This window comes from Actinomycetaceae bacterium MB13-C1-2 (genome assembly GCA_035621235.1).
GTDB lineage: Bacteria > Actinomycetota > Actinomycetes > Actinomycetales > Actinomycetaceae > Scrofimicrobium.
This window is the reverse complement of sequence record CP141731.1, coordinates 830,896-856,062: the sequence shown is the minus strand read 5'-3', so window position 1 is coordinate 856,062 and position 25,167 is coordinate 830,896. Positions and strand designations below refer to the sequence as shown.

The following is a 25,167-nucleotide window of genomic DNA, read 5'->3' as shown; positions in this document are numbered from 1 at the left end:
GGGTCTACCTCGTTTCTAGGCCGCCACAAGAGCGTCTAGAACCAGGTTAATTGCAGGGAGTAGGCGAGCCGCAACATATGCTGGGAGAATGCACACACCCGGAATGTTCGTTGGGCCTGACAGGCGGCCCGCCGCATTTCGCGGTGCCGCTCGCGCGAACAGTCCCGAACGCCGCGGATCCTCGCCCACAGTCCACGAGACCTCCGCGGGCGGAGTCGCTATCAAGGTCAGTCGCGGAATGCCCTACGTCGCTGTGATTAAGAGGAAGAACCGCTCTGGTAGATACGAGTGGTGTCTTCCAAAAGGACACTTAGAACGAGGTGAGACGGCGACCGAGGCGGCCGTCCGTGAAGTAGCAGAAGAAACCGGAATACGTACCCGCGTCGTCTGTCATATTAGTTCCGTCGACTACTGGTTTTCTGGCAGTCAGACCAGAATTCATAAGATGGTCCATCACTTCCTACTTGAGTACCTCGACGGCGAGATCACCGCTGAGAACGATCCAGATCACGAGGCGGAGGACGCTCTTTGGGTTCCTCTACAGGACGCAACTCGTTCCCTCTCCTACGCTAATGAACGGCGGGTGGCGCGCGCAGCACTCGCCCTTCTCTACCCTGACGGGAACGACACGTGAGTGCACATAGGACCCCGCCGATTTGGGGCAGTGAACACCATCGTTCGCTTCTGCGGTGGTTCCTGACTACCGCAGTGGCGATTGCGGTAACTTTCGCCCTTTCCCCCTTGGCGTCTGCCGATCCAGAATTCGAGGACGAGGAATCCCAGATCCGCGTCACACTGCGCGAGATCAGCCCGGCGGTCCTCACCTCCGAGAAACAGATCTCCATTCGGATAAACATTGCAGGAGTGTCTGAGGACTACGGAACCCGCGTAGGGGTGTACATGAGCGCAGACGCTCTGAAATCCATGGACTCGGTTGAGTCCTTCTTGGAACACGGGGGTTACGTCTGGAATGTCGGAGAGATCCGACTGAGCGACGAGCAACAACGGCAGGCCGCGACGGAAGCAGGAGTGGATGTAACACTTGAGTTCTCGGTTGACGAGCTCCCACTCTGGAACCCGGACGACTGGGGGCCCTACGGACTAGATATTCGCGTGCTTCAACCGACCGGTGGACCCAGGTCTGGAATTGGGATCGCACGAGGCCTGATGCTCTGGTACGACAAAACTGCGCAGGGCCAGACTCACCTCAACGCCCTGGTTTCGGATGCCTGGCAAGCAAAGGAAGGCGAGTGGCCCAAATTGAGTCGCGAAGGTGTCACCCTCGGCTTGCAGCCGGATCAGGCTGTCACCTTCTCAAAGAACTCTGGCAGTAGCGGTGAAGTACTGGTGTTGCCGTCGCGAGCGGCAGACATTTCGATGCTCGCGGCAACGGGAGAAACTCCTCTGCTCGATCTCGCACTAGGTTCGCGTACCTCGGCCAAAGTTCCCGAGGGAGCTTCGTGGGTCCAAAATGCAGTGTTAACCTATGAGCCGTGGCTCGCGATGTCATCACTCAACACCGCAGCCGGAGGCCCAGTTCTGAGTCCCCCCAAAGGCATCCCGGGAGAACCCCGGTGGTCCCCTTCAGAAAAGTACTCTATCGACCCACAGACCGGCTCTGCTCTGGCAGAGAGCGCCGAAGGAAGTTCGGTTGTTCTCGGGAGCTTTGGCGAGCTTTCACAGATTTTCTCAGACCCCGAACTGGATCAATACCCGCCCCAGCATCGCGAACAGCTACTACGCGCCTCCACAGCCATCGCAGCAAAACTGAGCGAGGACGAGTCTCCACGACTGTGGGTGAATGTTGAGGCTTTCTCTGGCCAGGAACGGCTCACGCTTGAGCAGTCGGAATCGAGACTCTCCGCTCTATTTGACGTACCTTGGATCAAAGGAATCTCATTGCGCGAGACTCTCGACGGAGAGGATTTCGGGGAACCCTCTGGAACTATTCCAGTCGCACCGCAGGCGGATCCGGCAGAAATCACACACCTGCTCGATCCGGTGAGTAAGGCTACGCGGCTTGCACTAGCAGTAATCGGCGACGAGAGCGGCGAAACCAGTGAACTTACTGCCCTAGCGCACGCAGCCCTTGCTCCCGCGACCGTAGGGATGTCACTTGAAGAGCGCACGAAGGTTGCTACAGACACCGAGCGCGCGATCATGGAGGTATACAACGTTGTCGAGATCGTCCCCAGTCAATCCGTAAACATTATGGGGCCGAATGCTGACTTTCCAGTAACAATCTCAAACAAGGGCAAGTCTCCGATTGCCTTGGAAGTCGGGCTCCTCCCCAGCAACCACCTAATTCAAGCCTCCGAGTGGGTTAAGACCACGGTTCCAGCAAACTCCACAACGTCCGTCAATGTTCCAGTGCGCGCGGTCGGGTCCGGGTCAGTTAGCGTCATTCTCGAAGCCAAGACAGCAGACGGAACCCTGCTGGCATCATCTCCTGCGGTCTCTGTTCGGTCTAGGCCAGGCATGGGAGATGCAATAACCTGGGTAGTCGGATCAGGGCTAGCGGCTCTATTCGTGTTGGGCCTGGTCCGCACATTCCAAAAGGGCCGCCGTGGCGGAGTGGGTCTGCCTGCCGCAGAGAATCCAGGTGACAAGAACGAGGTAGCGCAATGAGTAGCGATGAGGACCTCCCCGAGGATGCTCCTCTAGAGCCGAAAAAGATGTCGCTTTGGCGCTCATCCGCGCTGATGGCCTCAGGCACACTCGTTTCTCGGGCTCTCGGTTTCATCCGTAGCGCGATGCTGATCTCGGTCATTGGTGTGGCGGGCGGAGTGGCCGTCGCGTTCCCGCTGGCAAACACTCTGCCTAATATGGTCTACAACCTGCTCGCCGGCGGGGTGCTCGACGCGGTATTGGTGCCGCAGATTGTGAAAGCGCTTCGCAGCAGGAGCGGGTCTCCCTACGTAAATAAGCTAATCACCGCCGTTGGATCACTCCTGTTCTTGCTCACGGTTGTAGCGATGATCGGGGCCCCGCTTCTCATCTCGCTAATGGCCTCTAAGCTGGACCCCGCGACCAGATCGCTCGCCATAACCTTTACGCTACTTTGCCTGCCTCAGATCTTTTTCTATGGCGTCTACAACCTCTTTGGTCAAATCCTCAACGCCCGGGGAGTTTTTGGCCCCTATATGTGGGTTCCAGTAGTCAACAACATCATCGCAATCGCATCGCTGGGTACCTTCATTGCTATTTGGGGCACAGCTAATGAGATCGTTCCAGTTGACACTTTCACCACGACAAAGACCCTGTTACTGTGCGGTTCAGCGACGCTGGGAGTGGCACTTCAGGCAATTATCCTGATCATTCCGATTCGTAGATCTGGCGTGAAGCTGAAGCTAGATTTCCGACTTAAGGGAACCTCATTCGGCTCCGCCCCAAAGGTCGCGATGTGGACCTTTGCGACACTGCTAGTTGGTCAGATCGGGGTGATCTCTGCGACCAACCTGGCGACACGCGCTGACGATTGGGTAGGGGCAACAAACGAGCTGGTTGCCGGTTACAACGCCTATCAAACGGCGTACATGATGTACATGCTTCCCCAGTCGCTGATTACCGTGACTCTGGTGACAGCCATTTTCACCCGACTGGCCAACCATGCTGCCGAGAAAAACATGGATGCCGTCGCCACGAACTTCTATCGGGGCGTGCAACTGGTTCTCATGCTGACCATGTTGGCAACTGCCATCCTGATGGTGGCCGCAACGCCGCTTATGCAACTGTTGATGCCAACATTCAACATGGACGCAGCCTCTCTCTACGGGGCGGTACTGGTCGCCCTCGCGCTCGGAGTTCCATCCAGCGGCATGACGATGATGGGGCAACGAATCTTCTATGTGCTTGAGGACGCCCGGCCCGTATTCATGATGGGAATCGCCCCGCTAATCACCGAGCTGGTAGTCGGCTGGGGCATCTACTTCGTGACATCTGCACAGTGGTGGACCATCGGAGCAGCAGGGGCAGAGACTGTGTCCCGCATACTCCAGGGTTTCTTGGCCTGCTACATGGTCTCTCGTGCAGTTCCCGAGATAAGGCTTGACCGCCTGATGAGGATGTACGGAAAGTACTTCGTCTCGTTCATCGGTGCGGGTCTGGTCGGGTGGGGAGTTCTGCACCTTTTCGGTGCGGGCGCTCCGGCGGGAGCGGGAGGCATTGCCCGTATGTGGGGGGCCGGATGGCGCGTGGTCGTCATCGCGATCGTAATCTCTATTGTGTATTTCGCGATTCTTCGTGTTATCGATCCCGCCGGCTTCAATAGTCTATTATCCCAGGTCACCGGACGTTTTCCAGCCCTGTCTAGGTTCGAGGCAAGAAAGGGTTCCGGTTCAGATCATCTCGAAGAGCCAGTTTCTGAGTCCGCGCCTGACGAGGGAAGTAATGCTGAAACAACCGCCGCGCCAGATACCTTCGAAGAAGAACTGTCCTCAGAGGCAAGGGCGCTCGCTCAAGGCAGCATGGCGGAGCCGGGTGATGCGATCTTCGAAGAGTCGCCCTCGTTTGAACCAGAATCCATAAATCCACCTCCCCCTCCTCCACCGCCCCGTCATTGGTCCGTGCGTCCGGAATGGACCGATGAGCCTCCAACCTGGGACCAGATATTCGATGGTGAGTCGGTTGCCGTGGCATTCGGTCGAGCCGGCGCAGCTCACGACCCCGCCGCCACAACCGGCGCTCTTCCGGTCCTCACCGATGCGATGATGTCGATGACGCGAACCGACGCCGATTCGAAGCGTGATAACGGTAGGCTTGGAGAGGCTCGTGTGGAGTCTGAATCGACAAAGGTTCGTCCCTACAGACCATCGGTCGCACCGCCACCGCCGACGGGAAACAGGAGAACGATGGAACAGAGAATGGACTCGATTCCTTCGCCCAATTCGCGTTACCCGGAAGAAGTCCTAATGAGTGTCGGAGAGACAGACCGCAGAGGACGACGCCGCGGACGGTTTGATCCGACGATTCCAGCCTTACTCATTGGACTTGCCATAGTAATCGGCGCTATTTGGTTCGCGTTCAGCCACTTCCTCCCCGACTCTGGCCGTCTGCCAGTCACAAATGGACAGAGTCAGCAGTCGCAACTTGAGCCGGGACAGAGCGGTGCGGCCCCCGTCTTCTCGGACGCTGACCTTACGGGAGCTCCTCCTGTAATCACCTCAGTGTCCGTTCTCTCTTGGAACGATGACGGCAATGATCATGCCAATTTGACCGCAGCTGTCATCGACGGAGACCCAGAAACGTTCTGGCCGAGTCGGTATTTTGACCCCGACAGCTATGCACAGAAAGATCCCGTCATTCTCGTCTTGAACCTCCAAGAACCGGCGGTTGTCAGCAAAGTAGGAGTCTCAGTTATTGGGACAGGCGGCGAAGTCACCATACTCAACACAAGCGGAGAGTATCAGCGTCAGGGAAGAGTCCTTGCCAGTGCACCCCTATCCTGGGATACGGTGATTACTCTTGATGAACCAACCGCCGTGACTTCAATCGGCTTGGTTTTTAATAAGTTGCCAATAGATGACGAGGCGAGATACCGCGCCAAGGTCATCTCCGTTTCAGTGGAGTAAATGTGTCTCAAGGTGTTGAAAAGGTTGTAGTTATCGGTTCGGGTCCCGCGGGCTACACGGCGGCCATCTATGCAGGTCGTGCCGGGTTTAAGCCCTATGTTATTGCCGGTGCTATCGATGCCGGCGGCGCGCTTATGACAACGACTGAGGTAGAGAATTTTCCGGGTTTCCCAGACGGTGTCATGGGCCCAGACCTAATGGAGAAGATGCGTGAGCAGGCGGAGCGTTTTGAGGCGCGAGTCGAGTTCGATGATGTCTTATCGGTCGACCTGAAAGCCAACCCCAAAGTAGTTCGACTTTACGAGCGCGAGATCCAAGCGGAGTCTGTCATCATTGCCACCGGATCAGCGTACCGTCATCTGAATATCCCCGGCGAGGAAGAGTTCTCCGGGCGGGGCGTTTCGTACTGCGCCACGTGCGATGGCTTTTTCTTCAAAGAGAAGGAACTCGTTGTTGTCGGTGGCGGAGATTCCGCCATGGAAGAAGCCTTGTTCCTTACTCGGTTCGCCAGCAAAGTCACCGTCGTACACCGGCGTGATCAACTTCGAGCTTCAAAGGTTATGGCAGAGCGGGCTTTGACTCACCAGAAGATTGAGTTTGTTTGGGATTCTGCAGTAGTAGAGATACTCGGCGATGCCTCGGCGCGCGCCGTGGTCCTAGAGAACCTCAAGACGGGCGTGCGCTCCGAAATGAAGACGGACGGGGTGTTCGTCGCCGTCGGGCATGATCCGCGTTCAGGACTGTTCGCAGATCAACTAGATCTCGACGAGGCTGGTTACGTCAAGGTTGCTGACCCCGGAACGGCTACCTCGATCAAGGGTGTCTTTGCCTGTGGTGACGTTGTCGACCACACCTACCGCCAGGCGATAACGGCAGCGGGATCCGGGTGTCGCGCCGCCCTTGATGCGCAGCACTACCTTGAGATCTAGAGCCAGAGACTGAAGATTGAACCCCCGCACCACGATTCGTGGTGCGGGCGACCGACGTCCAGTTCAGTGATTATGCCTGCTCAACACTCGGGACCACCAGCCTTGATCTTTAGTCCGTCGCTGTCGTTGCGAAAGGTCTAGACAACCTCCGCGCCAAGGGCTTGTGCGATGCGCTCTAGGTCACCCTGATCTGCAAACTCAATGATAAGACGTCCGCGTTTGGCACCAGAGTTAACCGACACGGAAGTTTCTAGTAAGTCAGCTACTGCATCGGCAACTCGCTGTGCCTCGGGACTTGGTGTAGGAGAAGTCCGTTTCGGACGTGGTTTCCCCTGCTTGCCAAACTTAACCTGCTCTTCGGTTGCCCTAACAGACAAACCCTCGGAAACGACTCGGGCCGCAAGTGCCTCCATCGCGGTGCCACTTTCGAGACTTAATAGGGCTCGCGCGTGTCCGGCCGATAGAACTCCGGCCGCCAGTTGGCGCTGAACACTTGGTGGAAGTCTAAGAAGTCTGAGAGTGTTGGCAATTTGCGGTCTTGACCGGGCGATCCTCCTTGAAAGCTCTTCCTGCGTACATGCGAAATCTTCCATCAGTTGACTATATGCGGCTGCCTCCTCAAGGGGATTGAGCTGCACGCGATGAAGATTCTCAATCAGTGCATCACGAAGTAGATCATCTTCTTCCGTAATTCGGATGATCGCCGGTATCTCTTCCAGGCCGGCCATTTGGGAAGCCCGCCACCGCCGCTCTCCCATAATGATCTCGTACCGGGCCTCGGGCTGTTCCTCCAGCGCCTCCCTCAGCCTCTCACTCTGACCTTCTTCTGCCAGGGTGGCGTCGGTAATCCTTCGAAGTACGATGGGTTGGAGAACACCGACTTCGCTAATCGACTGTGATAGTTCCTTGAGTTCATCTGAATCGAAGACGTGGCGGGGCTGCTTTAGGTTGGGAATGATCCAGTCCGGCCGAATCATTCCAAAGGTCGCACCGGGAACCTCTTTTAAATCCATGCCCTTTGTTTCACGTGAAACATCGGACTCATTCCGCTCTTCAGAGAGTACATGAGTGCTTTTTTTTGCGGTTACCTTCACTTTTCCGGTCATCTTCTGCGGTCGCCGACCAACCGTTTCCGCCACTGATCCCGATGGTGCCGCTTCACCTGGAGCGTCAGATTGGTCCCGAGTGCCATCCGCAGCTTCGGGGGTGGCAACTCGTGCGGTACCACCATTTCTTCCGCGTCCTTGCCCGGAACTCGTCTCGTCTTCGCGCCAACCATTCCCGGTCTCATTATTCTGGACTTGAGGGACGGTGCCTGACAAAGTTGTTTCACGTGAAACATTCCCAGCCGCCGAACGGGGCGTCAGAAGATCACGTGCCGATCCTCCTCTTTGCCTGGTTGTCTTGACCGGTCCCGACCCGGAACCGTGGTTCCCGCTCTGAAGGTCTGGAAACAGGACATCGAGAGGACGTCCCTGCTCCGCCGGAGTTACCACCTCTGAGTCCGGAATTAGTGCGCCCAGCCCTCGACCGAGGCCGCCACGTCCTCGCCGCTGACGCGGGCTCTTTTGTCCCTCCGACTTAGAGGGAGTCGTTGCAGCATTCCCCTGATTGGATGCTTCAGTCGCCATCTTTGCCTCCGTCGACATCTTCGTTAGAGTGCCCGGTCGTTGCCTGTCCGTATCGGTGCGCTAATCGGCTCGCAAACTCAAGTCCAACCTGCCTGTACGCGATAGCTCCGCCACCCTTCGGATCATAGGTGAGGATCGTCTGCCCAAAACTAGGTGCCTCCGATATCCGCACCAGGCGAGGTATCACAGCCTCGACCACCTGATCACCAAAGTGATTCCGCACCTCCTCCGCCACGTCAGCGCCGAGATTCGTCCGTGAGTCGAGCATGGTAACAAGCAATGTCGGCTCTTGGAGACTTGGGTTCATCTCCTGTCGGATTCTCCCAACCGTGCTCAACAGCAATGACAATCCCTCCAGCGCGTAGTACTCGGCCTGAACCGGGATAAGCAACTCGGTTGAAGCAACGAATGCGTTAAGTGTCAGCAGACCCAACGAGGGAGGACAGTCAATAACTACGACATCTGGCTTCGGGAACTCACCGCGACGAGCTTGATCGAGCAGTTCATCAATCGCCTGCTTTAGAAAACTAGCCCGTTCTGGTTCGTCAACTAGTTCTACCTCAACGCCCGCCAAGTCAATCGTGGCAGGGCATACCCAGAGGTTTGGGACATCAGGACAACTCTGGATTACGTCAGACAGGCCCTTTTCGTTTACGAGGACCTCATACGTTGATGGAGTCCCCGGACTATGTGCGACACCAAGCGCGGTCGAGGCGTTACCTTGAGGATCACCATCGACGACCAGAACGTTCAATCCGCCAAGAGCAAAAGCTGCCGCGATATTGACCGCCGTGGTGGTTTTCCCGACTCCGCCCTTTTGGTTTGCCACAGCCATGACCACAGTCTGGGCGGGGACAGGAAACTCTTTGCTCTCAAGCTCACGTAGCGCCGAGTAATTCTGACTCAACTGATCCAACAAGGGGGAAGGAGACCCAGCGTTCTGATCCATTCACCAACCTTTCGTCGCCTCACAGCATAGTTTGACCCACCGACAAGACTCGAATGTTTCACGTGAAACAATCAGTGCGTCGAGACTCAACACATGTCAGGACTCTCTGCGACACTCCACTACATAAGTGACATCGCCGTCCATCACCGAAACAACCTCATGCACCTCGGAGGTAAGGTGATACTTTCTCAACTCTGACCCAGCCTCTTCAATTTCTTGATAAGCTCGCTGACCCTTCAGAGCAAGCAATGCGCCGCCGGGGGCAATCAGCTTTGAGGTGAGGCGAAGCAGCTTACCCAATCCTGCCACTGCCCTTGCCGTCACAACATCGGCTCTAACTGATCGACCGAGCGATTCCGAGCGAGCTCGGATCACCTCGACGTTCGACAGGCCGATCTGATCAACCGCATACTGCAACCACTCACATCGACGCTCCATCGGTTCAACGAGCTTGACCGACAGATCTGGCCTGGCGCAAGCAATAACAAGTCCTGGTAATCCAGCGCCCGATCCAACGTCAACGACCGTCCCGCGAGTCGGCAGAAAAGGGAGTAGGGCACCGCAGTTAACGATGTGTCGGGGCCAAAGCCGCTCTGACTCACGCGGCCCGATCAATCCTCTAAGCTCACCTTCATCCGCCAGCATGTTGGCAAACTGAATCACGTTGTCGCGATTCGGACCAAAAGATGATAATACCAGGTCAGAAGGTGTTTCACTCATCGTCTAGTCGGCGTTTTCTTGTCCGTGATCCTCGGTGTCGTCGGAGGATTCACTCAGTTCGTCGTCCCCATCCTTACCCGTGGGAAGAATAATCAGATGACGATTCGGTTCGACACCCTCGGACTCAGATCGTAGGCCGGCTCCAGCAACAACATCGTGGCAGACCTTGCGCTCAAATGGATTCATGGCCTCGAGAGATACGGGTTCTCCGGTCTCCTTAACCTGATCAACTGCATCTTGCGTGATTTCCTGAAGCTCAGCTTTTCTCGCTGCCCGAAATCCGTCGATGTCAAGCATTAGCCGTGAGCGCTCTCCGGTGGAAGCCTGCACCGCCAACCTGGTCAACTCCTGAAGAGCCTCCAGCACCTCTCCATCGTCACCGACCAGACGCACCAGGTTTGAGTTGGCATCATCGCTAACTATGGCTACCGAAGCACGTCCGTTTTCAACGTCTATCTCGATATCTCCATCAAAATCTGCGATGTCCAAAAACTCTTCTAGGTAGTCCGCCGCAACGTCCCCCTCTTCTTCGAGCTGCTCGACTTTAGGCGATGACTTCTTCTCGCTCATCTATTCATTCCTCCCACCCGGAAGACGTGCTAGTTGCCCGTCTTCTTTTGGTTGCCTTTGTTCTGTGCGCGCCGCTCAGCTTTTCGCTGCTGGCGCCGACGCTCAACTTCTTCCGGACTCAAGTCTCCACCTCTTGAAGAGCGGTCAGCAGCCTTGCGTGCCTGCTTCTCCTCGCGCCGTTTCGCCGCAGCAGCATCCTGCTGTTCCCGTTGCGCGAGGCGCATTCGCTGCTCGCGCGAGAGCTTCTTTGGGCGGGCCGCGCGCGCCGCCTCAGCTGCGACCTGTGAGTTCTTGGCGAGAACCATTTGCTTCAGCCAAACCTCATCAGGAATCGTCTTCCAGGGCTCAACCGCTAGACCGCGCAAGATGGCAACCTTTGAGGCCGCATCCCAGTCATCCGGAAAGTCTGTCGACACCTTTTGTTTCTTCGCATGCTTCTCCGCTTCGGCGAGAGTCTGAACGTTAAGTTCCTCCAACGCCTCGGGATCCGCTTTGAGCGCCTGTGCCTTTTGGTCGTACTCGGCAAAGAAACCTGTCGCCCATGCCTGGTACTTCTCCTCACGCTTCTCCCGAAGCTCGTCGGCGGCCGGAGAACCCGGAGTAGGTATGGTCTTGATAACCCAAAGCTGTTGCGCCCAAGCAAATATCGCGGTGGTGATCATGTACATCAGCATGCCCATCTGGAACACCATGCCGGTGAACACGTACATCAGCGGCATCATGTACATCATGGTCTTTTGGCTACGGACCATCGGGTTGTTAGGGTCCTGGACCGCAGGCATGTTCTTGCTCATCGACATGCGCATGGTGAGGAACTGCAGGGCGACCATGATAATGATCAGTACAACGAAAATGGCCTTCTTCCCAACGCCGGGCGCTGTTGCCATAGTCTGTGCCATACCAACACCAAGGATCTGAGAATCCGTGATGTCCTGAGCAACACCCTGGGTTAGTGGTCCCAGAGCGTCGTAAGAGTAGGTTCCCCCGGCCAGATCCTTGACCGCAAAGATAACGCGGTACAGAGCGAACATGACTGGAAGTTGTACAAGCATGGGCCAGCAAGACGCCATTGGCGAGCTACCGGCCTTCTTGTATAGCTCCATGGTCTCTTCCTGCTGTCGCTGGCGAGAGACGGGATCTGTCTTACCCTTGTACTTCTCCTGAATCTTCTTCATTTCAGGCTGGATTACCTGCATGTTCCGTGACGAACGAATTTGCTTCAGGTAGAGGGGGAGAATCGCGACGCGGACCAGGATTGTCATAATGACAATCGCAACTGCCCAAGCAATTCCTGGCCCATCGGAGAATCCAATAAGTGTCAGTAGCTTATGAATCTGTACCCAGATCCATGCGAACGCGACGATGATCGGGTGTAGGAATGAATCCACTCAGGACTCCTTATGCTGCGGGGAGGCTTCATCGCCACGTCCCTCGTCCCCTTTTAGGACAAGCTCAGGCGAAACTCCCTCTACCTTACGGCCCGAGTCGGCTTTGGAAGGAATCGTTTTGCTGTTCCTTCGCACGCCGCTTCGGCTCTTCAAAATGATGTCTTCCTCAATATCGTGGCCAGCCCAGTCCTCCGGCGGCACCCATTCTGGCGCTCTCCACTGACCCTTAGGAGGAACGTGATCAACACCGCCCCTGCTCCAGGGGTTACACCGCATCAGACGCCATGTTGCCAGCAGAAAACCCTTGATCGGCCCGTGGATCTGTAGGGCGCTGACCGCATAGGCAGAGCACGTTGGGTAATATCTGCACCTCGCAGGTAGTCCCGGTGAGATGTGCTTCTGATATAGATGGATCGGTGCCAACAGAATTGAGGAGATCGGATTAGCCACGCGCAATCTCCTTCTGGAGTGACGCCCTTAACCCGCGGTCTAGGTATTCTGCGAGTTCGTCCGAGGTCATGTTGGTACATCCGCGCAATGCTCGCACTACAATCCGAGTTCCCGAAGGAACCGTGGATAGTCTTGCCGCTAGGAGGTGACGGAGCCTCCGCTTCACGCGATTTCGGTCAACAGCGCGGGCAACTTCTCGTTTGGGAACAACGATTCCAGCCTGAGTGGTTGCCTCGAGTTCTAAAGAGCTATCGTCAGGAGCTGCAATCTTTACGTACACCACAAGGGCTCGGTTCCCAGTTCGGGAGCCGAGCCTCATTGTGTCTGTAAAACCAACGCGTCGCGGGATGCGACTGCGAGAGGCCAGCAACTTGGCCTACGCGTCAGACCGCGATCTGAGCCCGTCCTTTACGGCGGCGGCCGTTAAGGATTGAGCGTCCAGCGCGGGTCCTCATGCGAGTGCGGAAACCGTGTGTCTTGTGGCGACGACGGTTATTCGGCTGGTACGTACGCTTCGTCATGATTACTCCTATTGATGGCAGACGAGTCTGCCCCTATGACGCATCGGTTCTCGATCCACCTGTTCACTTCAGAATCAGGCAGGGTAAAACCTGCGTCAGTTCGCCAAAACAGATTACGCGGGATGTATCGAAGGGGTCAATGAAGCGCGCCCGACGCAAATTGCCATTTGTTCGACTCACAACTGTGTATGAATCTCTGAGTATCTCTGCGAAGTTATCCACAGTTCGGGTGGAAAACTCCTTCAGGTCTCCGCTTGGTAACACAGTAAACCGCGAAAATCCTTGGAATAACAATGATGTAAGACGATGAATGTAGTTCCACAGATTAATTCACAGGATGGGAGTTCTCCGGTTCACGGGTAGACTCAATCTGGTCCAGTCGCAGTGAGCGGTGTTCAATGTCACGCCGAAAAACCATTGGGAGCAAAGCATGAAGGGTTCCGAGTTGGGTGAAGCCTGGGACCGTGCTGTGGCCCGGGTCAACCCTGAAGAACTCGGTCCCGCCTATGAAGCGTTTATTCGGATGGTTAAACCACTCGGAGATATCGAGGGCACAATTCTGCTCGCTGTACCCAACGACTTCACAAAGCAGTACATAGAGGGCCGACTGTCGAAGGAACTCACCGGAGCTCTGTCACAAGAGATGGGTCGTGTCGTTCGAATTGCAGTCAGTGTAGATCCGTCCCTTGAATACGAAATCGAAGACAACGTCGATGAAGAACCTGATTTATCGCGGTCCGAAAACTTCCCTACTCCGCCGATAGAGTCCGGATCCATAGAGTCCGTCGCAGACGCCCGACATCAGCCCTTTATTGAAGAAGACACTCAGGACTCTGCCGCCTCTATTGGTGCGCCCCGAGAGTTTCACCCAATTAGCGATCGCAACGAGTTCGAGCCGGCAGGCCAGCCGCCAGCCACTTTGGCCAACGTCTCCTATCGCGCACCCGGAGAACGAACGGGGTCCCACCTAAATCCCAAGTTCGTGTTCGATTCGTTCGTGATTGGTCCATCGAATCGATTCGCACACGCCGCAGCCTTGGCAGTTTCGGAAGCGCCAGCTCGTGCGTACAACCCGCTATTTATTTACGGTGATTCCGGCCTGGGTAAAACGCACCTGCTTCACGCAATCGGACACTATGCTGTCTCGCTCTATCCTCATCTTCGAGTTAAGTACGTCAACTCAGAGGAATTTACCAACGAGTTCATCAGCGCAATTCTCAACGGTCAAAGAATGGAAGCTTTCAAGCGGCGCTATCGGGGCACAGATATTCTGTTGATTGACGACATTCAGTTTATTCAGGGTCGTCGGGAAACGATTGAAGAGTTTTTCCATACTTTCAACGCGCTACAAAACACCGGCAAACAAATTGTTATGACGTCGGATGTTCCTCCGAAACAACTGTCTGGGTTCGAGGACCGACTGCTCTCCAGATTCCAGTCTGGTCTGGTCACAGACGTTCAACCGCCAGACCTCGAAACCCGTATCGCAATTCTTCAGATGAAAGCTGATGCAGACGGAATCCAGGTGGACCGCGATGTACTCGAATACATCGCATCGCGGGTTTCGTCGAATATTCGTGAGCTACATGGTTCACTGCTACGAGTCACAGCCTTCGCTAAACTCAACCACCAGGCTCTGGATTTGCCCCTAGCTCAGCGATCTTTAAAGGATCTACTATCCGACCCCGATGACACCGAAATATCCGTTTCGCTCGTCATGGGTCAAACCGCTGCGTTTTTTGGCATAACGATTGAACAGATGTGTTCTTCGGACCGATCTCGTCCCATTGTTGAGGCCCGCCAAACAGCGATGTATCTGTGCCGCGAGCTAACAGACCTCTCACTCCCGAAAATCGGGGAAGCATTCGGGGGTCGCGACCACACCACGGTCATGTACGCCAACAAAAAGATCGCCGCCTCAATGGTCGAACGGCGCGAAACCTATAACAACGTCACAGAACTGACAAACCGTGTAAAGCGCAAAGCTCGCGAAAATTAGATCTCATCTACTGAACATCTTTGATTTCGCAGATCCACATCTTACATAGCTGTAGTTTCAAGTAACGGCGCGGCTGTTGCCGACTAATTGTTATTAGAGTCGAAATTTGTTCTTTTAAATGACAAATTCTGCTGATAACTCCACTCCGGAGAGTCGGTCTCTTTGCGTTCTTCTTTTCTTATGCACATCACTTCACACCAGGAGCGCTGTTGTTCAGAATTCGTTGAACAGCAGATTTGTTGCACCGACGTCCTGTAGGCCGGATATCCACAGAATTCACAATGGCTACTACTACTACCAACTAATTCAATTCAAGATTCATCAACATCCCGCAGTCGAGAATCGGGGCGCTCGATTTGGGTCCCGTAACAACACCCTTCGGACTTTGCTAGCGTCTCAAGTCAGGTAAAGTGAAGTGCCAGATACGATTCCTGGAGGATCCGTGAAACTCAAGCTCTCTCGCGATGTTTTTTCTGATGCCGTCCAATGGACCTCGCGCGCAGTGCAGCAACGTCCAGCAATACCGATTCTGGCTGCTGTGCGCCTTTCGGCACATGATGGAGAGCTTGAACTTTCCTCGTTCGACTATGAGGTTTCCGCAAGAAGTCGAGTTGAAGCACAGATCGATGACCCGGGCGAGGTGCTAGTTTCGGGACGGATGTTAAGCGACATTGCGAAGTCTCTGCCCAACTCAGATGTGTCGATTGAACTGAATGAATCGCACGTTGAGGTTCGTTGCGGGCGTGCTCAGTTCTCGCTAGGAACTATGGCCCTAGAGGACTATCCACTGCTGCCAGAACTTCCTGAAAAACAGGGAACTGTCGACGCGCGTGATCTTGCCGCGGCAATTGGTCAGGTAGTCATTGCCACGTCAAAGGACGACACGCTCCCGTTGCTTACCGGGGTTCGCGTCGAAATTGCCGGGCCAAAGATTACCTTCCTCGCAACGGATCGCTACCGCCTCGCCCAAAGAGAGATGCTTTGGAATCCTCGTGACATTGAGTTTTCCGCAGAAATGCTAGTCAAGGCAAGAGTCTTGGCAGACGTTGCGCGTAACCTTACGTCTTCCGGTGACGTCGAGTTGCGGCTAAACCCTTCAGGAGTTGGGGAACGCAATGCGATCATCGGGTTCAGTGCCGGGGAGCGCCAGGCAACATCCTCTCTCATGGATGGTGATTATCCGCCTGTAAGAAAACTGTTCCCCGAGGCAACGCCGCTGGAGTATGCATGTTCACGAACTGAGCTTCTTGAAGCGGTCAAGCGAGTCTCGCTGGTCGTGGAACGGAAGACGCCCGTTCACCTGACATTTGCCGACGGTGCGGTACGACTTGAGGCCGGACAGACCGAGAGCGCACAGGCCGAGGAATCAATCGCGCTTATTAGTGAGTCTGAAGAGTTGCGAACGGCATTCAACCCCGCCTACCTTCAGGAAGGTCTGGCGGCTCTTGAGACAGAATTCGTTCGTTTCGGATTCGTCCATGCCACCAAGGCGGCAGTAATGATGGGTCAGAGCGAAGCTGATGGCGGCGCGGATGAGGACTTCAAATACCTGTTGATGCCGATTCGCTTCGGTCTGTAGTTCGTCACCGTGAGGGTGTCTCACTTTGCTCTGACCGACTACAGATCGTACAGATCGGCCGTGGTTGAACTCGGTCCGGGTGTGACTGTTCTGCAGGGGCGAAACGGGCGAGGGAAAACGAACTTTGTCGAAGCCATCGCATATTTGGGCACATTCAGTTCTCACAGGGGTGGCTCGTCTGCCAATCTAGTTCGCATTGCTCCCGAGGGTGAAGAACAATCTGGTGGGGCGGTGATCCGTGCCCGGATTGAGTCTGAGGGTCGGTCTGATCTGGTTGAGCTTGAGATTGCTCGAGGTCGGGCTAACCGAGCACGCCTCAACCGGGCAAAAGTTTCGCCGCGGGATGTGTTGGGCACCCTCAGAGCGGTTGTATTTGCACCAGAGGACCTTGACCTACTTCGGGGAGACCCGGCTGGGCGGAGATCATTCCTGGACCAGACTGCGGTGAAGTTGAAACCACATCATCTTGGCACCCTTCAGGATTTCCAGAAAGTCTCGCGTCAGCGGGCGGCGGCACTAAAGCAGTTACAAAAAGCCAGAGCTACTGCTTCGGAAGAAGCGGTCGTCCTCGAAGTTTGGGACGAACAAATTGCCGAGTTGTCTGCGGTCATCGTCGCACATCGACTTGCGGTAGTTGAGGCGATGCGCCCACAGATGGAATATGCCTACGCAAAACTGACCGACGAGGACAGGGTGGCCAATCTAGCGTATTCGTCCCGACTAAACCGTGACTCTTCAACGGTTGGTCTTGATCTAGACAGTTTTCGCGTCGAGGGAGGACGGTTTAGTGGAGACCCAAGTTTGGTGGTTAGTCGGCTGAACGCAGCGTATAGGCAAGAAGCTATACGGCGTCGTGAAGTTGAGATAGTCCGCGGCGTCAACCTGATCGGAGCGCATCGCGATGATCTAGAGATGACACTTGACTCGCTTCCGGTGAAGGGATTTGCGAGTCATGGGGAGACGTGGTCGATGGCTCTGACTTTGCGATTGGCTGAGGCTGAGATACTGAGACGTGATGAAGACTATCCAGTTTTGATTCTCGACGATGTTTTTGCTGAGCTTGATCTAGACCGTCGTAGTGGACTTATTGAGTGCATTATGCGAGCTGATCAAGCCATCATCACGGTGGCTGTACCCGAAGACGTCCCAGGTGAGTTGGACGCTCGCGTTCTAGAAGTCTCACGAGGCGATGACGGAAGCACCGAAATCCACGACGCCGGTGATCAAACAGTGAATGGGGGACAGGATGACTGAACCGACAGATAAATCATCTGGGGTCTCCTCAAACCAGAAAGACTCCGGCGATAGCGCTGACGACGTTCTATCTGAGCTATTCGATAAGTACCGTTCAAGGGGACGGGGTTACACGGGCCGTCGACCACGCCGTAAAAGAAGACTCACGCCAGGTGCCGTTACGAACCGGATTGTCGAGGAGGCGGAGGACGCTCTTGAGCATCACCACGGCTGGGTTCCCTCGCCTGGAATGTACAGATCGAAAACTGGAACGGGACCTTCCAAGTATGACCCGCGTCCGATTGGTGCGATCCTCGATAAGGAAGTGCGTGATCGTGACTGGCAGCGCTCGCTGGCTACCGGTCAAGTAATCGGACAGTGGGAGGAGATTGTGGGTGACGTTGTCGCGCAGCACTGTCCCATAGAGAGTTTTGACGGTGGCCGCCTGGTTGTTCAAGCTGACTCGACGGCCTGGGCGCAACAGCTAAAAATTCTTTTGCCAGAGGTAATGGGAGCGATCGATAGGGCAGTGGGTTCCGGCATTGTTGAGTCAGTGGTTGTCCTGCCTCCGCGGGCGCCAAGCTGGAAACATGGGCCACGAAGTGTCCCGGGAAGAGGCCCAAGGGACACTTACGGTTAACCCCCACGGACTCCCTTCTGGTTTGCCAATCAAATAGGGAGCTTTTGACACGGGTTTAGCGGCGTGCCGGCTCCCTATTTGATTGGCAAACCAGAAGGAAATCGGGATATAGCGCGCCGATCAAACTCTCAGATGGACGTGTGGTTCGACACACTCCAAACACGCCTACTTTTCGTTGAAATAACGCCATTTTTACGAAACACCGAATGCCGTTTTTTGGGTCCAATTTGATAAGATACGGGTGGTAGAGAATTGCCTTTAGCCGCAGGTATCTGCAGTTCAAGGCCACAATTGTCCGGTTAAGCCCCGACTTTCGGTTTCGAAAGCTGGGCAAACGCAACCGAACCTGTCTCGAAGAATGGTCGAGACAGGTTTTGCTGTCACCGGAAAGAAGATTTGTGCGCCCACAACGTTGGGTGCGGACAGGGAGCTGCTTGTGACTGACTCCGTAAAGGACGAAGCGGGCACCACTGAGCACAAGGACATTACGGTTCCGGAGCCTCACTACGGCGAATCGGACATCACCGTCCTTGAGGGACTTGAGGCTGTTCGTAAACGCCCGGGCATGTACATCGGATCGACTGGTGAACGTGGTCTGCACCACTTGGTGTACGAGGTTGTTGACAACTCGGTGGACGAGGCGCTTGCGGGATACTGTGACCACATAGATGTCACCATCTTGGCGAACGGGGGCCTTCGTGTAACCGATAACGGAAGAGGCATCCCGGTCGGTATTCACCCAACGGAGGGCCGCCCCACCGTGGAAGTGGTTATGACCATTCTTCACGCGGGCGGAAAGTTCGGCGGAGGGGGATATGCGGTCTCCGGTGGTCTGCACGGTGTCGGTATCTCTGTAGTGAACGCACTCTCTCGTCGAGTCGAGACCGAGGTGCGACGAGATGGGAAACGCTGGGCGATTTCGTTCGCCAACGGTGGTCATCCCGTTTCCGAACTCACTGAGGTCGGTGAGACCGAAGAGACGGGGACGATTCAGACCTTCTGGCCCGACCCCGAAATTTTCGAAACGGTCGAGTTTGACTTCGAAACCCTGCGCCAACGATTCCAGCAGATGGCCTTCCTCAATAAGGGATTACGGATCACACTGACCGATGAGCGTGAAGACGTTCAGGACGAGATAACCGGTGACGATGATGACGAGGACTCTCAGAACGCTCACCGTCGCGTCTCATACATGTATGAACGAGGTCTTGTTGACTACGTCGAGTACCTCGACAACGCAAAGCGAGCCACGCCGATCAACCCGGACATTATTAGCCTGGAGGCTGAGAATGAGGCGGGAACCCTCAGCATGGAAGTGGCCATGCGTTGGACCACGGCATACTCAGAGACGATTTACACCTACGCGAACACCATCAACACCTCTGAGGGCGGTACTCACGAAGAAGGCTTCCGCACGGCGCTTACGACCATCATCAATAAGTACGGTCGAGAAAAGGGAATCCTGAAAGAGAAAGACGAAAATCTCTCGGGTGACGACGTTCGTGAGGGAATAACAGCTGTCCTTTCGGTAAAACTCACCGAACCGCAGTTTGAGGGTCAAACTAAGACCAAGCTAGGCAATACCGAAGCGAAGACATTCGTGCAACAGCAGATTTATGCGCTGCTTGGCGACTGGTTTGACGCACATCCGGCAGAGGCTAAGGCGATTGTCCTCAAGGGACAGGCTGCGCAACAGGCACGCCTCGCAGCCCGCAAAGCACGGGAGGCCACGCGCCGGAAGAGCGCCCTCGATTCAGTCTCACTTCCCTCTAAACTTCGTGATTGTTCCTCGCGCGATCCTCAGGTTTCTGAACTGTTCATTGTCGAGGGTGACTCGGCCGGTGGTTCTGCGGTTATGGGTCGTGATCCCGACACCCAGGCGATTCTCCCTCTGCGTGGAAAGATTCTAAACGTTGAAAAGGCGAGGCTGGACAGGGCAATGTCCTCGGACACGATTCAGGCTCTGATCGGCGCGCTCGGTACCGGAATTGGTGAGGAGATTGACCTTCAGAAACTGCGTTACTGGCGCATTATTCTGATGGCCGACGCAGACGTTGATGGCCAGCACATCGCAACTCTTTTGCTCACCTTCTTCTTCCGCTACATGAAGCCGCTGATCGAACAGGGGCATATTTATCTGGCAACTCCGCCTCTGTATCGACTCAAGTGGACCAGCAGGGCTGATCAATACGCATATTCGGATGCCGAGCGTGACCAGCTTCTGGCCGACGGACTCGACAAGGGCTGGAAGATGCCGAAGGACGGTATCCAACGCTATAAGGGCCTTGGTGAGATGAACGATCACGAGTTGTGGGAGACGACAATGGATCCCGCACACCGACTGCTCAAGCAGGTTGAGGTTGGCGAAGCCGCTGCAGCCGATGAAATCTTCACGATCCTGATGGGCGACGACGTCGAATCGCGCAGACATTTCATTCAGCGCAATGCCCGCGACGTGCGATTCATCGACGCTTAGTACCAAGGAGTATCTGAACTGTGAGTGACAAGTCTGTATCAAACGGTCCCGACGGGCAGGAAGACCCGAAGAACGATTCCTTGAGTGAAGAGGTCAGCGAAGCAATCGAGACCTCTGCCGATCTTGACGAAAGCGAAGTGGGGGAGGACCTGCTTGTTTTTGATGAGCTGGGTCGCCCAATAGGTAACCGTGTGGACCAGGTTAATCTCGAAAAAGAGATGAAACAGTCCTACATGGCTTACTCGATGTCCGTGATTGTGGGCCGCGCTCTTCCGGATGTGCGTGACGGTCTCAAGCCCGTTCACCGCCGCATTCTCTACACCATGTTCGACGGTGGTTATCGCCCGAATGCCGGTTTCTACAAGTGTATGCGCGTTATCGGCGATGTAATGGGTAAGTTTCACCCGCACGGTGACTCTGCGGTTTACGATGCGTTGGTCCGCATGGAACAACCCTGGTCGATGCGCTACCCGCTGGTTTCAGGGCAGGGTAACTTCGGCTCTCCGGGAAACCTGGGGGCGGCAGCACCTCGTTACACCGAGTGTAAAATGGCACCCCTTTCTATGGAGATGGTGCGCGACATCGACGAGAACACTGTCGATTTTGTTCCCAACTATGACGGTAAGAACATGGAGCCCGTTGTGCTCCCCGCTCGCTACCCGAACCTGTTGGTCAATGGTTCGGAGGGAATTGCCGTTGGCATGGCCACTCGCATCCCTCCGCACAATTTGCGAGAGGTAGCAGAGGGGGTCCAGTGGTACCTTGATCATCCCGAGGCTACACGTGAGGAACTGCTGGAAGCTCTTCTAACGTATGTAAAGGGTCCAGATTTCCCAACCGGCGCTGTCATTTTGGGACGTCAGGGAATTGAAGACGCGTACCGCACTGGCCGCGGTGCCATCGTTCAACGCGCTCGGGTTGACGTAGAGGAGATCCACGGGCGAACCTGTCTGGTCGTCAAGTCACTGCCGTATCAGGTAAACCCTGATACTCTCACCGCCAAAATCGCCGAGCTGACCCGCAGTGGCCAACTGACCGGGATCGCCGATATCCGAGACGAGACCTCCGGCAAGAACGGGCAGCGCCTCGTCCTCGTTCTCAAAAAGGACGCCATCCCGAACGTTGTCCTGAACAACCTTTACAAGCGGACTCAGTTGCAGGATTCCTTCCCGGCAAACATGCTCGCGCTGGTTGACGGTGTGCCTCGAACCCTGAGCCTCGACGGATTCGTCCACTACTGGGTGAAGCACCAAATCGACGTCATCGTTCGCCGCACCCAGTTCCGGTTGGCGAAGGCCCGTGAACGCCTACATATCCTGAATGCCTACCTCAAGGCACTTGATATGTTGGACGAGGTCATCGCCCTTATCCGTCGTTCACCCACCGTCGACGAGGCCCGTACAGGGCTGATTCAACTACTTGAAATCGACGATGTCCAAGCTGACGCGATTCTGTCCATGCAGCTACGTCGGTTGGCAGCTCTGGAGCGTCAAAAGATTCTGGAGGAGCACGCGGAGATCACTGCCCGAGTCGAGGATCTCCTTTCGATTTTGGACAGCCCTGCCCGACAGCGCACGATTATCAGTGAGGAACTGACGGAGGTCGTTGATCGCTTCGGTGATGACCGAGTTACACAAATTGTTCCTTACGGTCCTGATATTTCGATCGAGTCACTGATTCCGCAGGAAGACGTGGTCGTCACTATCAGTCGCGAAGGATTCGCGAAGCGAACTGGGATCGACAACTATCGTGCCCAGAAGCGTGGTGGAAAGGGAGTTCGAGGAACCAGCCTTCGCAGTGATGATGAGGTGGCGCAGTTCTTCGTCACCAACACCCATGACTGGTTGCTGTTCTTCACGAACATGGGACAGGTCTACCGAACTAAGGCATATGAGCTGCCTGAAGGCGGTCGTGACGCCAAGGGGCAACACGTTGCGAACCTGTTGGCGTTCCGCCCGGACGAGACCATTGCTCAAGTAATGGCGATCAGCGGGTACGACGATGCGGAGTACCTGGTTCTCGCCACTCGGGACGGGTTGGTGAAGAAGACTCGCCTTGATGCGTATGACTCACCGCGGCAGGCTGGCGTCATCGCGATTAATCTGCGTGAAGACGAGGACGGTCGCAGCGACGAACTGGTTTCGGCGAGGATTGCTGAACAGCGGGATGACCTCATCCTCGTATCAAAGGATGGCATGTCGGTTCGCTTTAGCGCCTCGGACGAGGCGTTACGGCCGCTTGGGCGCACGACATCGGGTGTACGAGGAATGAAGTTCCGTGAGGGTGATGAACTGCTGACGATGGAAGTTGTCAAGCCGGAGTCGGACCTCCTAGTCGTCACGGACGGCGGATACGCGAAACGAACGCCTCTTTCGGAGTATCGCGTCCAAGGACGAGGTGGCCTGGGAATCAAGGTCGCCAGTTTGTCCGAGGACCGTGGTCGTTTGGTCGGAGCGCTGGTGACGGACCCGGATGAAGAGGTCATGGCGATTATGGACTCCGGCAAGGTGATTCGGGTTAGCGTTGCTGATGTGCGCCCTACGGGACGTAATACAAAGGGTGTGATCTTGGCGAAGACTGATGACAATGACAAGGTCAGTGCGATCACAAGGAATAGCGAGTCTCAGGTAGGCTCTGACCAAGACGAACCCGCTGAGGAGAACTCGGATGTCTGATCAGACCGTAACCAGCGAAGACATTGGCGCACCGCCTCCACCCTCACACGAGGTTGAACAGACAGAGTACATTGAGGATCAGGCTGGATCTTTCGACTACTACGTTCAAGAGGCGCAGTACCTGGACGAGCCACGACGGTCCGACGTGACAATCGCGCGCATCGACGCGTGGAGCGTACTGAAGACCAGCTTCTTGATCTCGATTGCAATCGGAATAGCGACCGTGGTTGCGGCAATCGTCTTGTGGTTCCTGCTGGACGGAATGGGCGTGTTCGGCTCGATGGAGGACTTCCTGACGGAACTCAACGCCGAACGCTTCCTCGGACTGTTGGAATACATGAGGCTACCGCGCGTCATCTCGTACTCAACCATTCTGGGAGTTGCAAATGTCGTGATCTTCACCGCGATGTCGGCGTTGGCTGCGTTGCTGTACAACCTGATTGCGGCGCTGGTCGGAGGGATCCGCGTCTCTTTGATGGATGAGTAAACATACGAGATATCACACTGCATTTTGGGTGAACTGGTTTGCCGCAGGGTGATGCCGTCCGGTAGTGTTTTTCATTGTTGTAACGGGCCTATAGCTCAGTTGGTTAGAGCGCAGTCCTGATAAGACTGAGGTCGATGGTTCGAGTCCATCTAGGCCCACAGCCGTTGCGATAACTGGGGTGAGAGCATGAAGAAGTTCGTGAAACTCGGAGCACTGGTAGTTGCGGCGGCGGTGGTGGCTTTTGGGATTCGCACGGCATACGACCTGACGGACAGCCCGGTAGTATGGCATGAGGTTGAACCTGAAGTCTGATCAACCGCCGGTTTACCTCGCGGGGTGAGCCGATAAATACATAGGGGCCATGGCGCAATTGGTAGCGCACCTGCTTTGCAAGCAGGGGGTTGGGGGTTCGAGTCCCCCTGGCTCCACCACCTACAACGGTTGAAATATCAACGATGATCACACATCCACTTGAGTCATTATTCGGTGTTTTGTCACGCTGGATTACGTGCCGGAACGTACGAACGACTGGAGTAAGGTCTGGGGTATGACGGCAGAACTTATTGTGGCCTCGTACAACGTCTGGGTTCAGGCACCGCAGAACACAACTGCCCAGCTCGAGTTACTCTGGGCTGAAGGGGTGGAGATCGCAGGGCTGCAAGAGGTGAGCGAAGGCGTCTCGACTCCTGAGGTTGCTGGCGGTTCCGTTGTAAACCGGCTCAGTGTTATCGAGAGCGGCCCTTTTGAGCATGTGGCGTTTGGGAAAGCGATCACATACGGCGGTGGTCAGTATGGAAACGCGATCATTTCCAGACGGAAGTTCACTGGTGTCGAAACGCTGAATTTGCCGAGAGCGGCAGCAGCGGAAGATCGCTGCGCATTACGGGCGGACATTCTCTTGGACAGCGACGCAGTGTCCTTCTACACCGCCCACCTGTCGTTTGAGTCGACTAGGTTACGAACTCTCCAACTACAGGTACTAAAAAGAATGATGGACGAAGACCCGAACGAGTACCGCATACTGACTGCCGATTTCAACACCGACCAGAATCTCGATGAACTCGATCTCTTTAGACCGGACTACCAGCTGGTGAACGGCAACGAAGACGACTGGCGCGAAACGTTCCGCGGGGACATGGACTCCGAAATGAAGCACAGAATGATCGACAACATCATCGTCTCCAAAAACATCAAAGTTCTTGATTGGGACGTTGTAGATTCTGACCTGTCAGACCACAGCCCACTGAAGGCCGCCTTGATCTTGGACTAAAGCGAACGCGCGTGACCTCGCACCGGTCTTCGCACTACGTGACCCTGGAGCACTGATGGCGGCATGCCGCTGATCCAGAA

21 protein-coding genes and 2 tRNA genes are annotated in these 25,167 nt (G+C 55.4%); 15 read left to right on the top strand and 8 right to left on the bottom strand.

The genetic code is table 11. The annotated features are described in order from the left end of the window. The first annotated feature begins 238 nt into the window (after window positions 1–238). Genes U6G28_03815 through trxB form a run of 4 tightly spaced genes read left to right on the top strand, consistent with a single transcriptional unit; the run spans window position 239 to window position 6,499 of the window. Window positions 239–634, top strand: coding sequence for an NUDIX hydrolase (locus tag U6G28_03815; protein ID WRS31188.1), 396 nt, complete (start codon window positions 239–241; stop codon window positions 632–634). Beyond that, entirely contained in the window at window positions 631–2,628 is a 1,998-nt protein-coding gene (locus U6G28_03810; protein WRS30822.1) for a DUF6049 family protein, read from the top strand. Before U6G28_03815 ends, U6G28_03810 begins: the two co-directional genes overlap by 4 nt. Further along, entirely contained in the window at window positions 2,625–5,570 is a 2,946-nt protein-coding gene (locus U6G28_03805) for a lipid II flippase MurJ (protein WRS30821.1), read from the top strand. Before U6G28_03810 ends, U6G28_03805 begins: the two co-directional genes overlap by 4 nt. 2 nt (window positions 5,571–5,572) lie before the next feature. Continuing rightward, the gene (gene trxB, locus U6G28_03800) at window positions 5,573–6,499 is read left to right on the top strand and encodes a thioredoxin-disulfide reductase (protein ID WRS30820.1); all 927 of its coding nucleotides are present in this window, start codon (window positions 5,573–5,575) and stop codon (window positions 6,497–6,499) included. Between the two features lie 137 nt (window positions 6,500–6,636). Here trxB and U6G28_03795 read toward each other — a convergent pair whose 3' ends face one another. The 8 genes from U6G28_03795 to rpmH form a co-directional block, all read right to left on the bottom strand. Further along, the gene (locus U6G28_03795) at window positions 6,637–8,130 is read right to left on the bottom strand and encodes a ParB/RepB/Spo0J family partition protein (GenBank protein WRS30819.1); all 1,494 of its coding nucleotides are present in this window, start codon (window positions 8,128–8,130) and stop codon (window positions 6,637–6,639) included. Then, complete coding sequence (locus U6G28_03790; protein WRS30818.1) at window positions 8,120–9,079, bottom strand: ParA family protein; 960 nt, start codon at window positions 9,077–9,079, stop codon at window positions 8,120–8,122. The genes U6G28_03795 and U6G28_03790 overlap by 11 nt, the downstream gene beginning before the upstream one ends. Before the next feature lie 96 nt (window positions 9,080–9,175). Next, a complete protein-coding gene (gene rsmG, locus U6G28_03785; protein WRS30817.1) occupies window positions 9,176–9,799 on the bottom strand; it encodes a 16S rRNA (guanine(527)-N(7))-methyltransferase RsmG in 624 nt (207 codons plus the stop codon). Between the two features lie 3 nt (window positions 9,800–9,802). Continuing rightward, window positions 9,803–10,369, bottom strand: coding sequence for a R3H domain-containing nucleic acid-binding protein (locus U6G28_03780; protein WRS30816.1), 567 nt, complete (start codon window positions 10,367–10,369; stop codon window positions 9,803–9,805). A 29-nt stretch (window positions 10,370–10,398) separates the two neighbouring features. After that, window positions 10,399–11,757: a membrane protein insertase YidC gene (gene yidC / locus U6G28_03775; protein ID WRS30815.1), complete on the bottom strand. Its 1,359-nt coding sequence runs from the start codon at window positions 11,755–11,757 to the stop codon at window positions 10,399–10,401. After that, the gene (yidD, locus tag U6G28_03770; GenBank protein WRS30814.1) at window positions 11,758–12,207 is read right to left on the bottom strand and encodes a membrane protein insertion efficiency factor YidD; all 450 of its coding nucleotides are present in this window, start codon (window positions 12,205–12,207) and stop codon (window positions 11,758–11,760) included. Next, window positions 12,200–12,577, bottom strand: coding sequence for a ribonuclease P protein component (gene rnpA / locus U6G28_03765; protein ID WRS30813.1), 378 nt, complete (start codon window positions 12,575–12,577; stop codon window positions 12,200–12,202). The genes yidD and rnpA overlap by 8 nt, the downstream gene beginning before the upstream one ends. Before the next feature lie 13 nt (window positions 12,578–12,590). After that, complete coding sequence (rpmH, locus tag U6G28_03760) at window positions 12,591–12,728, bottom strand: 50S ribosomal protein L34 (GenBank protein WRS30812.1); 138 nt, start codon at window positions 12,726–12,728, stop codon at window positions 12,591–12,593. 430 nt (window positions 12,729–13,158) lie between these two features. Here rpmH and dnaA point away from each other — a divergent pair, with 430 nt between their 5' ends. From dnaA to U6G28_03705, 11 genes are all read left to right on the top strand, one after another. Next, the gene (gene dnaA / locus U6G28_03755) at window positions 13,159–14,727 is read left to right on the top strand and encodes a chromosomal replication initiator protein DnaA (protein ID WRS30811.1); all 1,569 of its coding nucleotides are present in this window, start codon (window positions 13,159–13,161) and stop codon (window positions 14,725–14,727) included. 442 nt (window positions 14,728–15,169) lie between these two features. Further along, a complete protein-coding gene (gene dnaN / locus U6G28_03750) occupies window positions 15,170–16,306 on the top strand; it encodes a DNA polymerase III subunit beta (protein WRS31187.1) in 1,137 nt (378 codons plus the stop codon). A 9-nt stretch (window positions 16,307–16,315) separates the two neighbouring features. Further along, a complete protein-coding gene (gene recF / locus U6G28_03745; protein WRS30810.1) occupies window positions 16,316–17,560 on the top strand; it encodes a DNA replication/repair protein RecF in 1,245 nt (414 codons plus the stop codon). Next, window positions 17,553–18,179, top strand: a complete 627-nt coding sequence (locus U6G28_03740) for a DciA family protein (GenBank protein ID WRS30809.1) — start codon at window positions 17,553–17,555, stop codon at window positions 18,177–18,179. Before recF ends, U6G28_03740 begins: the two co-directional genes overlap by 8 nt. Window positions 18,180–18,537: 358 nt before the next feature. Continuing rightward, window positions 18,538–20,655, top strand: coding sequence for a DNA topoisomerase (ATP-hydrolyzing) subunit B (gene gyrB, locus U6G28_03735; GenBank protein ID WRS30808.1), 2,118 nt, complete (start codon window positions 18,538–18,540; stop codon window positions 20,653–20,655). A gap of 149 nt (window positions 20,656–20,804) precedes the next feature. Beyond that, entirely contained in the window at window positions 20,805–23,330 is a 2,526-nt protein-coding gene (gyrA, locus tag U6G28_03730) for a DNA gyrase subunit A (GenBank protein WRS31186.1), read from the top strand. After that, window positions 23,323–23,817, top strand: coding sequence for a DUF3566 domain-containing protein (locus U6G28_03725; protein WRS30807.1), 495 nt, complete (start codon window positions 23,323–23,325; stop codon window positions 23,815–23,817). The genes gyrA and U6G28_03725 overlap by 8 nt, the downstream gene beginning before the upstream one ends. Window positions 23,818–23,901: 84 nt before the next feature. Further along, window positions 23,902–23,975, top strand: a tRNA-Ile gene (locus tag U6G28_03720). A gap of 28 nt (window positions 23,976–24,003) precedes the next feature. Beyond that, window positions 24,004–24,129 (top strand): hypothetical protein, encoded by a 126-nt coding sequence (locus tag U6G28_03715; protein WRS30806.1) that lies wholly within the window; start codon window positions 24,004–24,006, stop codon window positions 24,127–24,129. Between the two features lie 43 nt (window positions 24,130–24,172). Beyond that, window positions 24,173–24,248 (top strand) — tRNA-Ala (locus U6G28_03710). 116 nt (window positions 24,249–24,364) lie between these two features. Beyond that, window positions 24,365–25,087, top strand: a complete 723-nt coding sequence (locus tag U6G28_03705) for an endonuclease/exonuclease/phosphatase family protein (GenBank protein WRS30805.1) — start codon at window positions 24,365–24,367, stop codon at window positions 25,085–25,087. The last annotated feature ends 80 nt before the right edge of the window (window positions 25,088–25,167 follow it).

Excerpts from the sequence above, each read along its gene's own strand:
- U6G28_03780 (WRS30816.1), bottom strand. The coding sequence starts at position 10,369 with ATGAGCGAGAAGAAGTCATCGCCTAAAGTCGAGCAGCTCGAAGAAGAG.
- U6G28_03790 (WRS30818.1), bottom strand. The coding sequence starts at position 9,079 with ATGGATCAGAACGCTGGGTCTCCTTCCCCCTTGTTGGATCAGTTGAGT.
- gyrB (WRS30808.1), top strand. The coding sequence starts at position 18,538 with ATGGTCGAGACAGGTTTTGCTGTCACCGGAAAGAAGATTTGTGCGCCC.
- U6G28_03725 (WRS30807.1), top strand. The coding sequence starts at position 23,323 with ATGTCTGATCAGACCGTAACCAGCGAAGACATTGGCGCACCGCCTCCA.
- U6G28_03805 (WRS30821.1), top strand. The coding sequence starts at position 2,625 with ATGAGTAGCGATGAGGACCTCCCCGAGGATGCTCCTCTAGAGCCGAAA.
- U6G28_03815 (WRS31188.1), top strand. The coding sequence starts at position 239 with ATGCCCTACGTCGCTGTGATTAAGAGGAAGAACCGCTCTGGTAGATAC.
- U6G28_03740 (WRS30809.1), top strand. The coding sequence starts at position 17,553 with ATGACTGAACCGACAGATAAATCATCTGGGGTCTCCTCAAACCAGAAA.
- rsmG (WRS30817.1), bottom strand. The coding sequence starts at position 9,799 with ATGAGTGAAACACCTTCTGACCTGGTATTATCATCTTTTGGTCCGAAT.
- rpmH (WRS30812.1), bottom strand. The coding sequence starts at position 12,728 with ATGACGAAGCGTACGTACCAGCCGAATAACCGTCGTCGCCACAAGACA.
- U6G28_03705 (WRS30805.1), top strand. The coding sequence starts at position 24,365 with ATGACGGCAGAACTTATTGTGGCCTCGTACAACGTCTGGGTTCAGGCA.
- U6G28_03795 (WRS30819.1), bottom strand. The coding sequence starts at position 8,130 with ATGGCGACTGAAGCATCCAATCAGGGGAATGCTGCAACGACTCCCTCT.
- U6G28_03715 (WRS30806.1), top strand. The coding sequence starts at position 24,004 with ATGAAGAAGTTCGTGAAACTCGGAGCACTGGTAGTTGCGGCGGCGGTG.
- dnaA (WRS30811.1), top strand. The coding sequence starts at position 13,159 with ATGAAGGGTTCCGAGTTGGGTGAAGCCTGGGACCGTGCTGTGGCCCGG.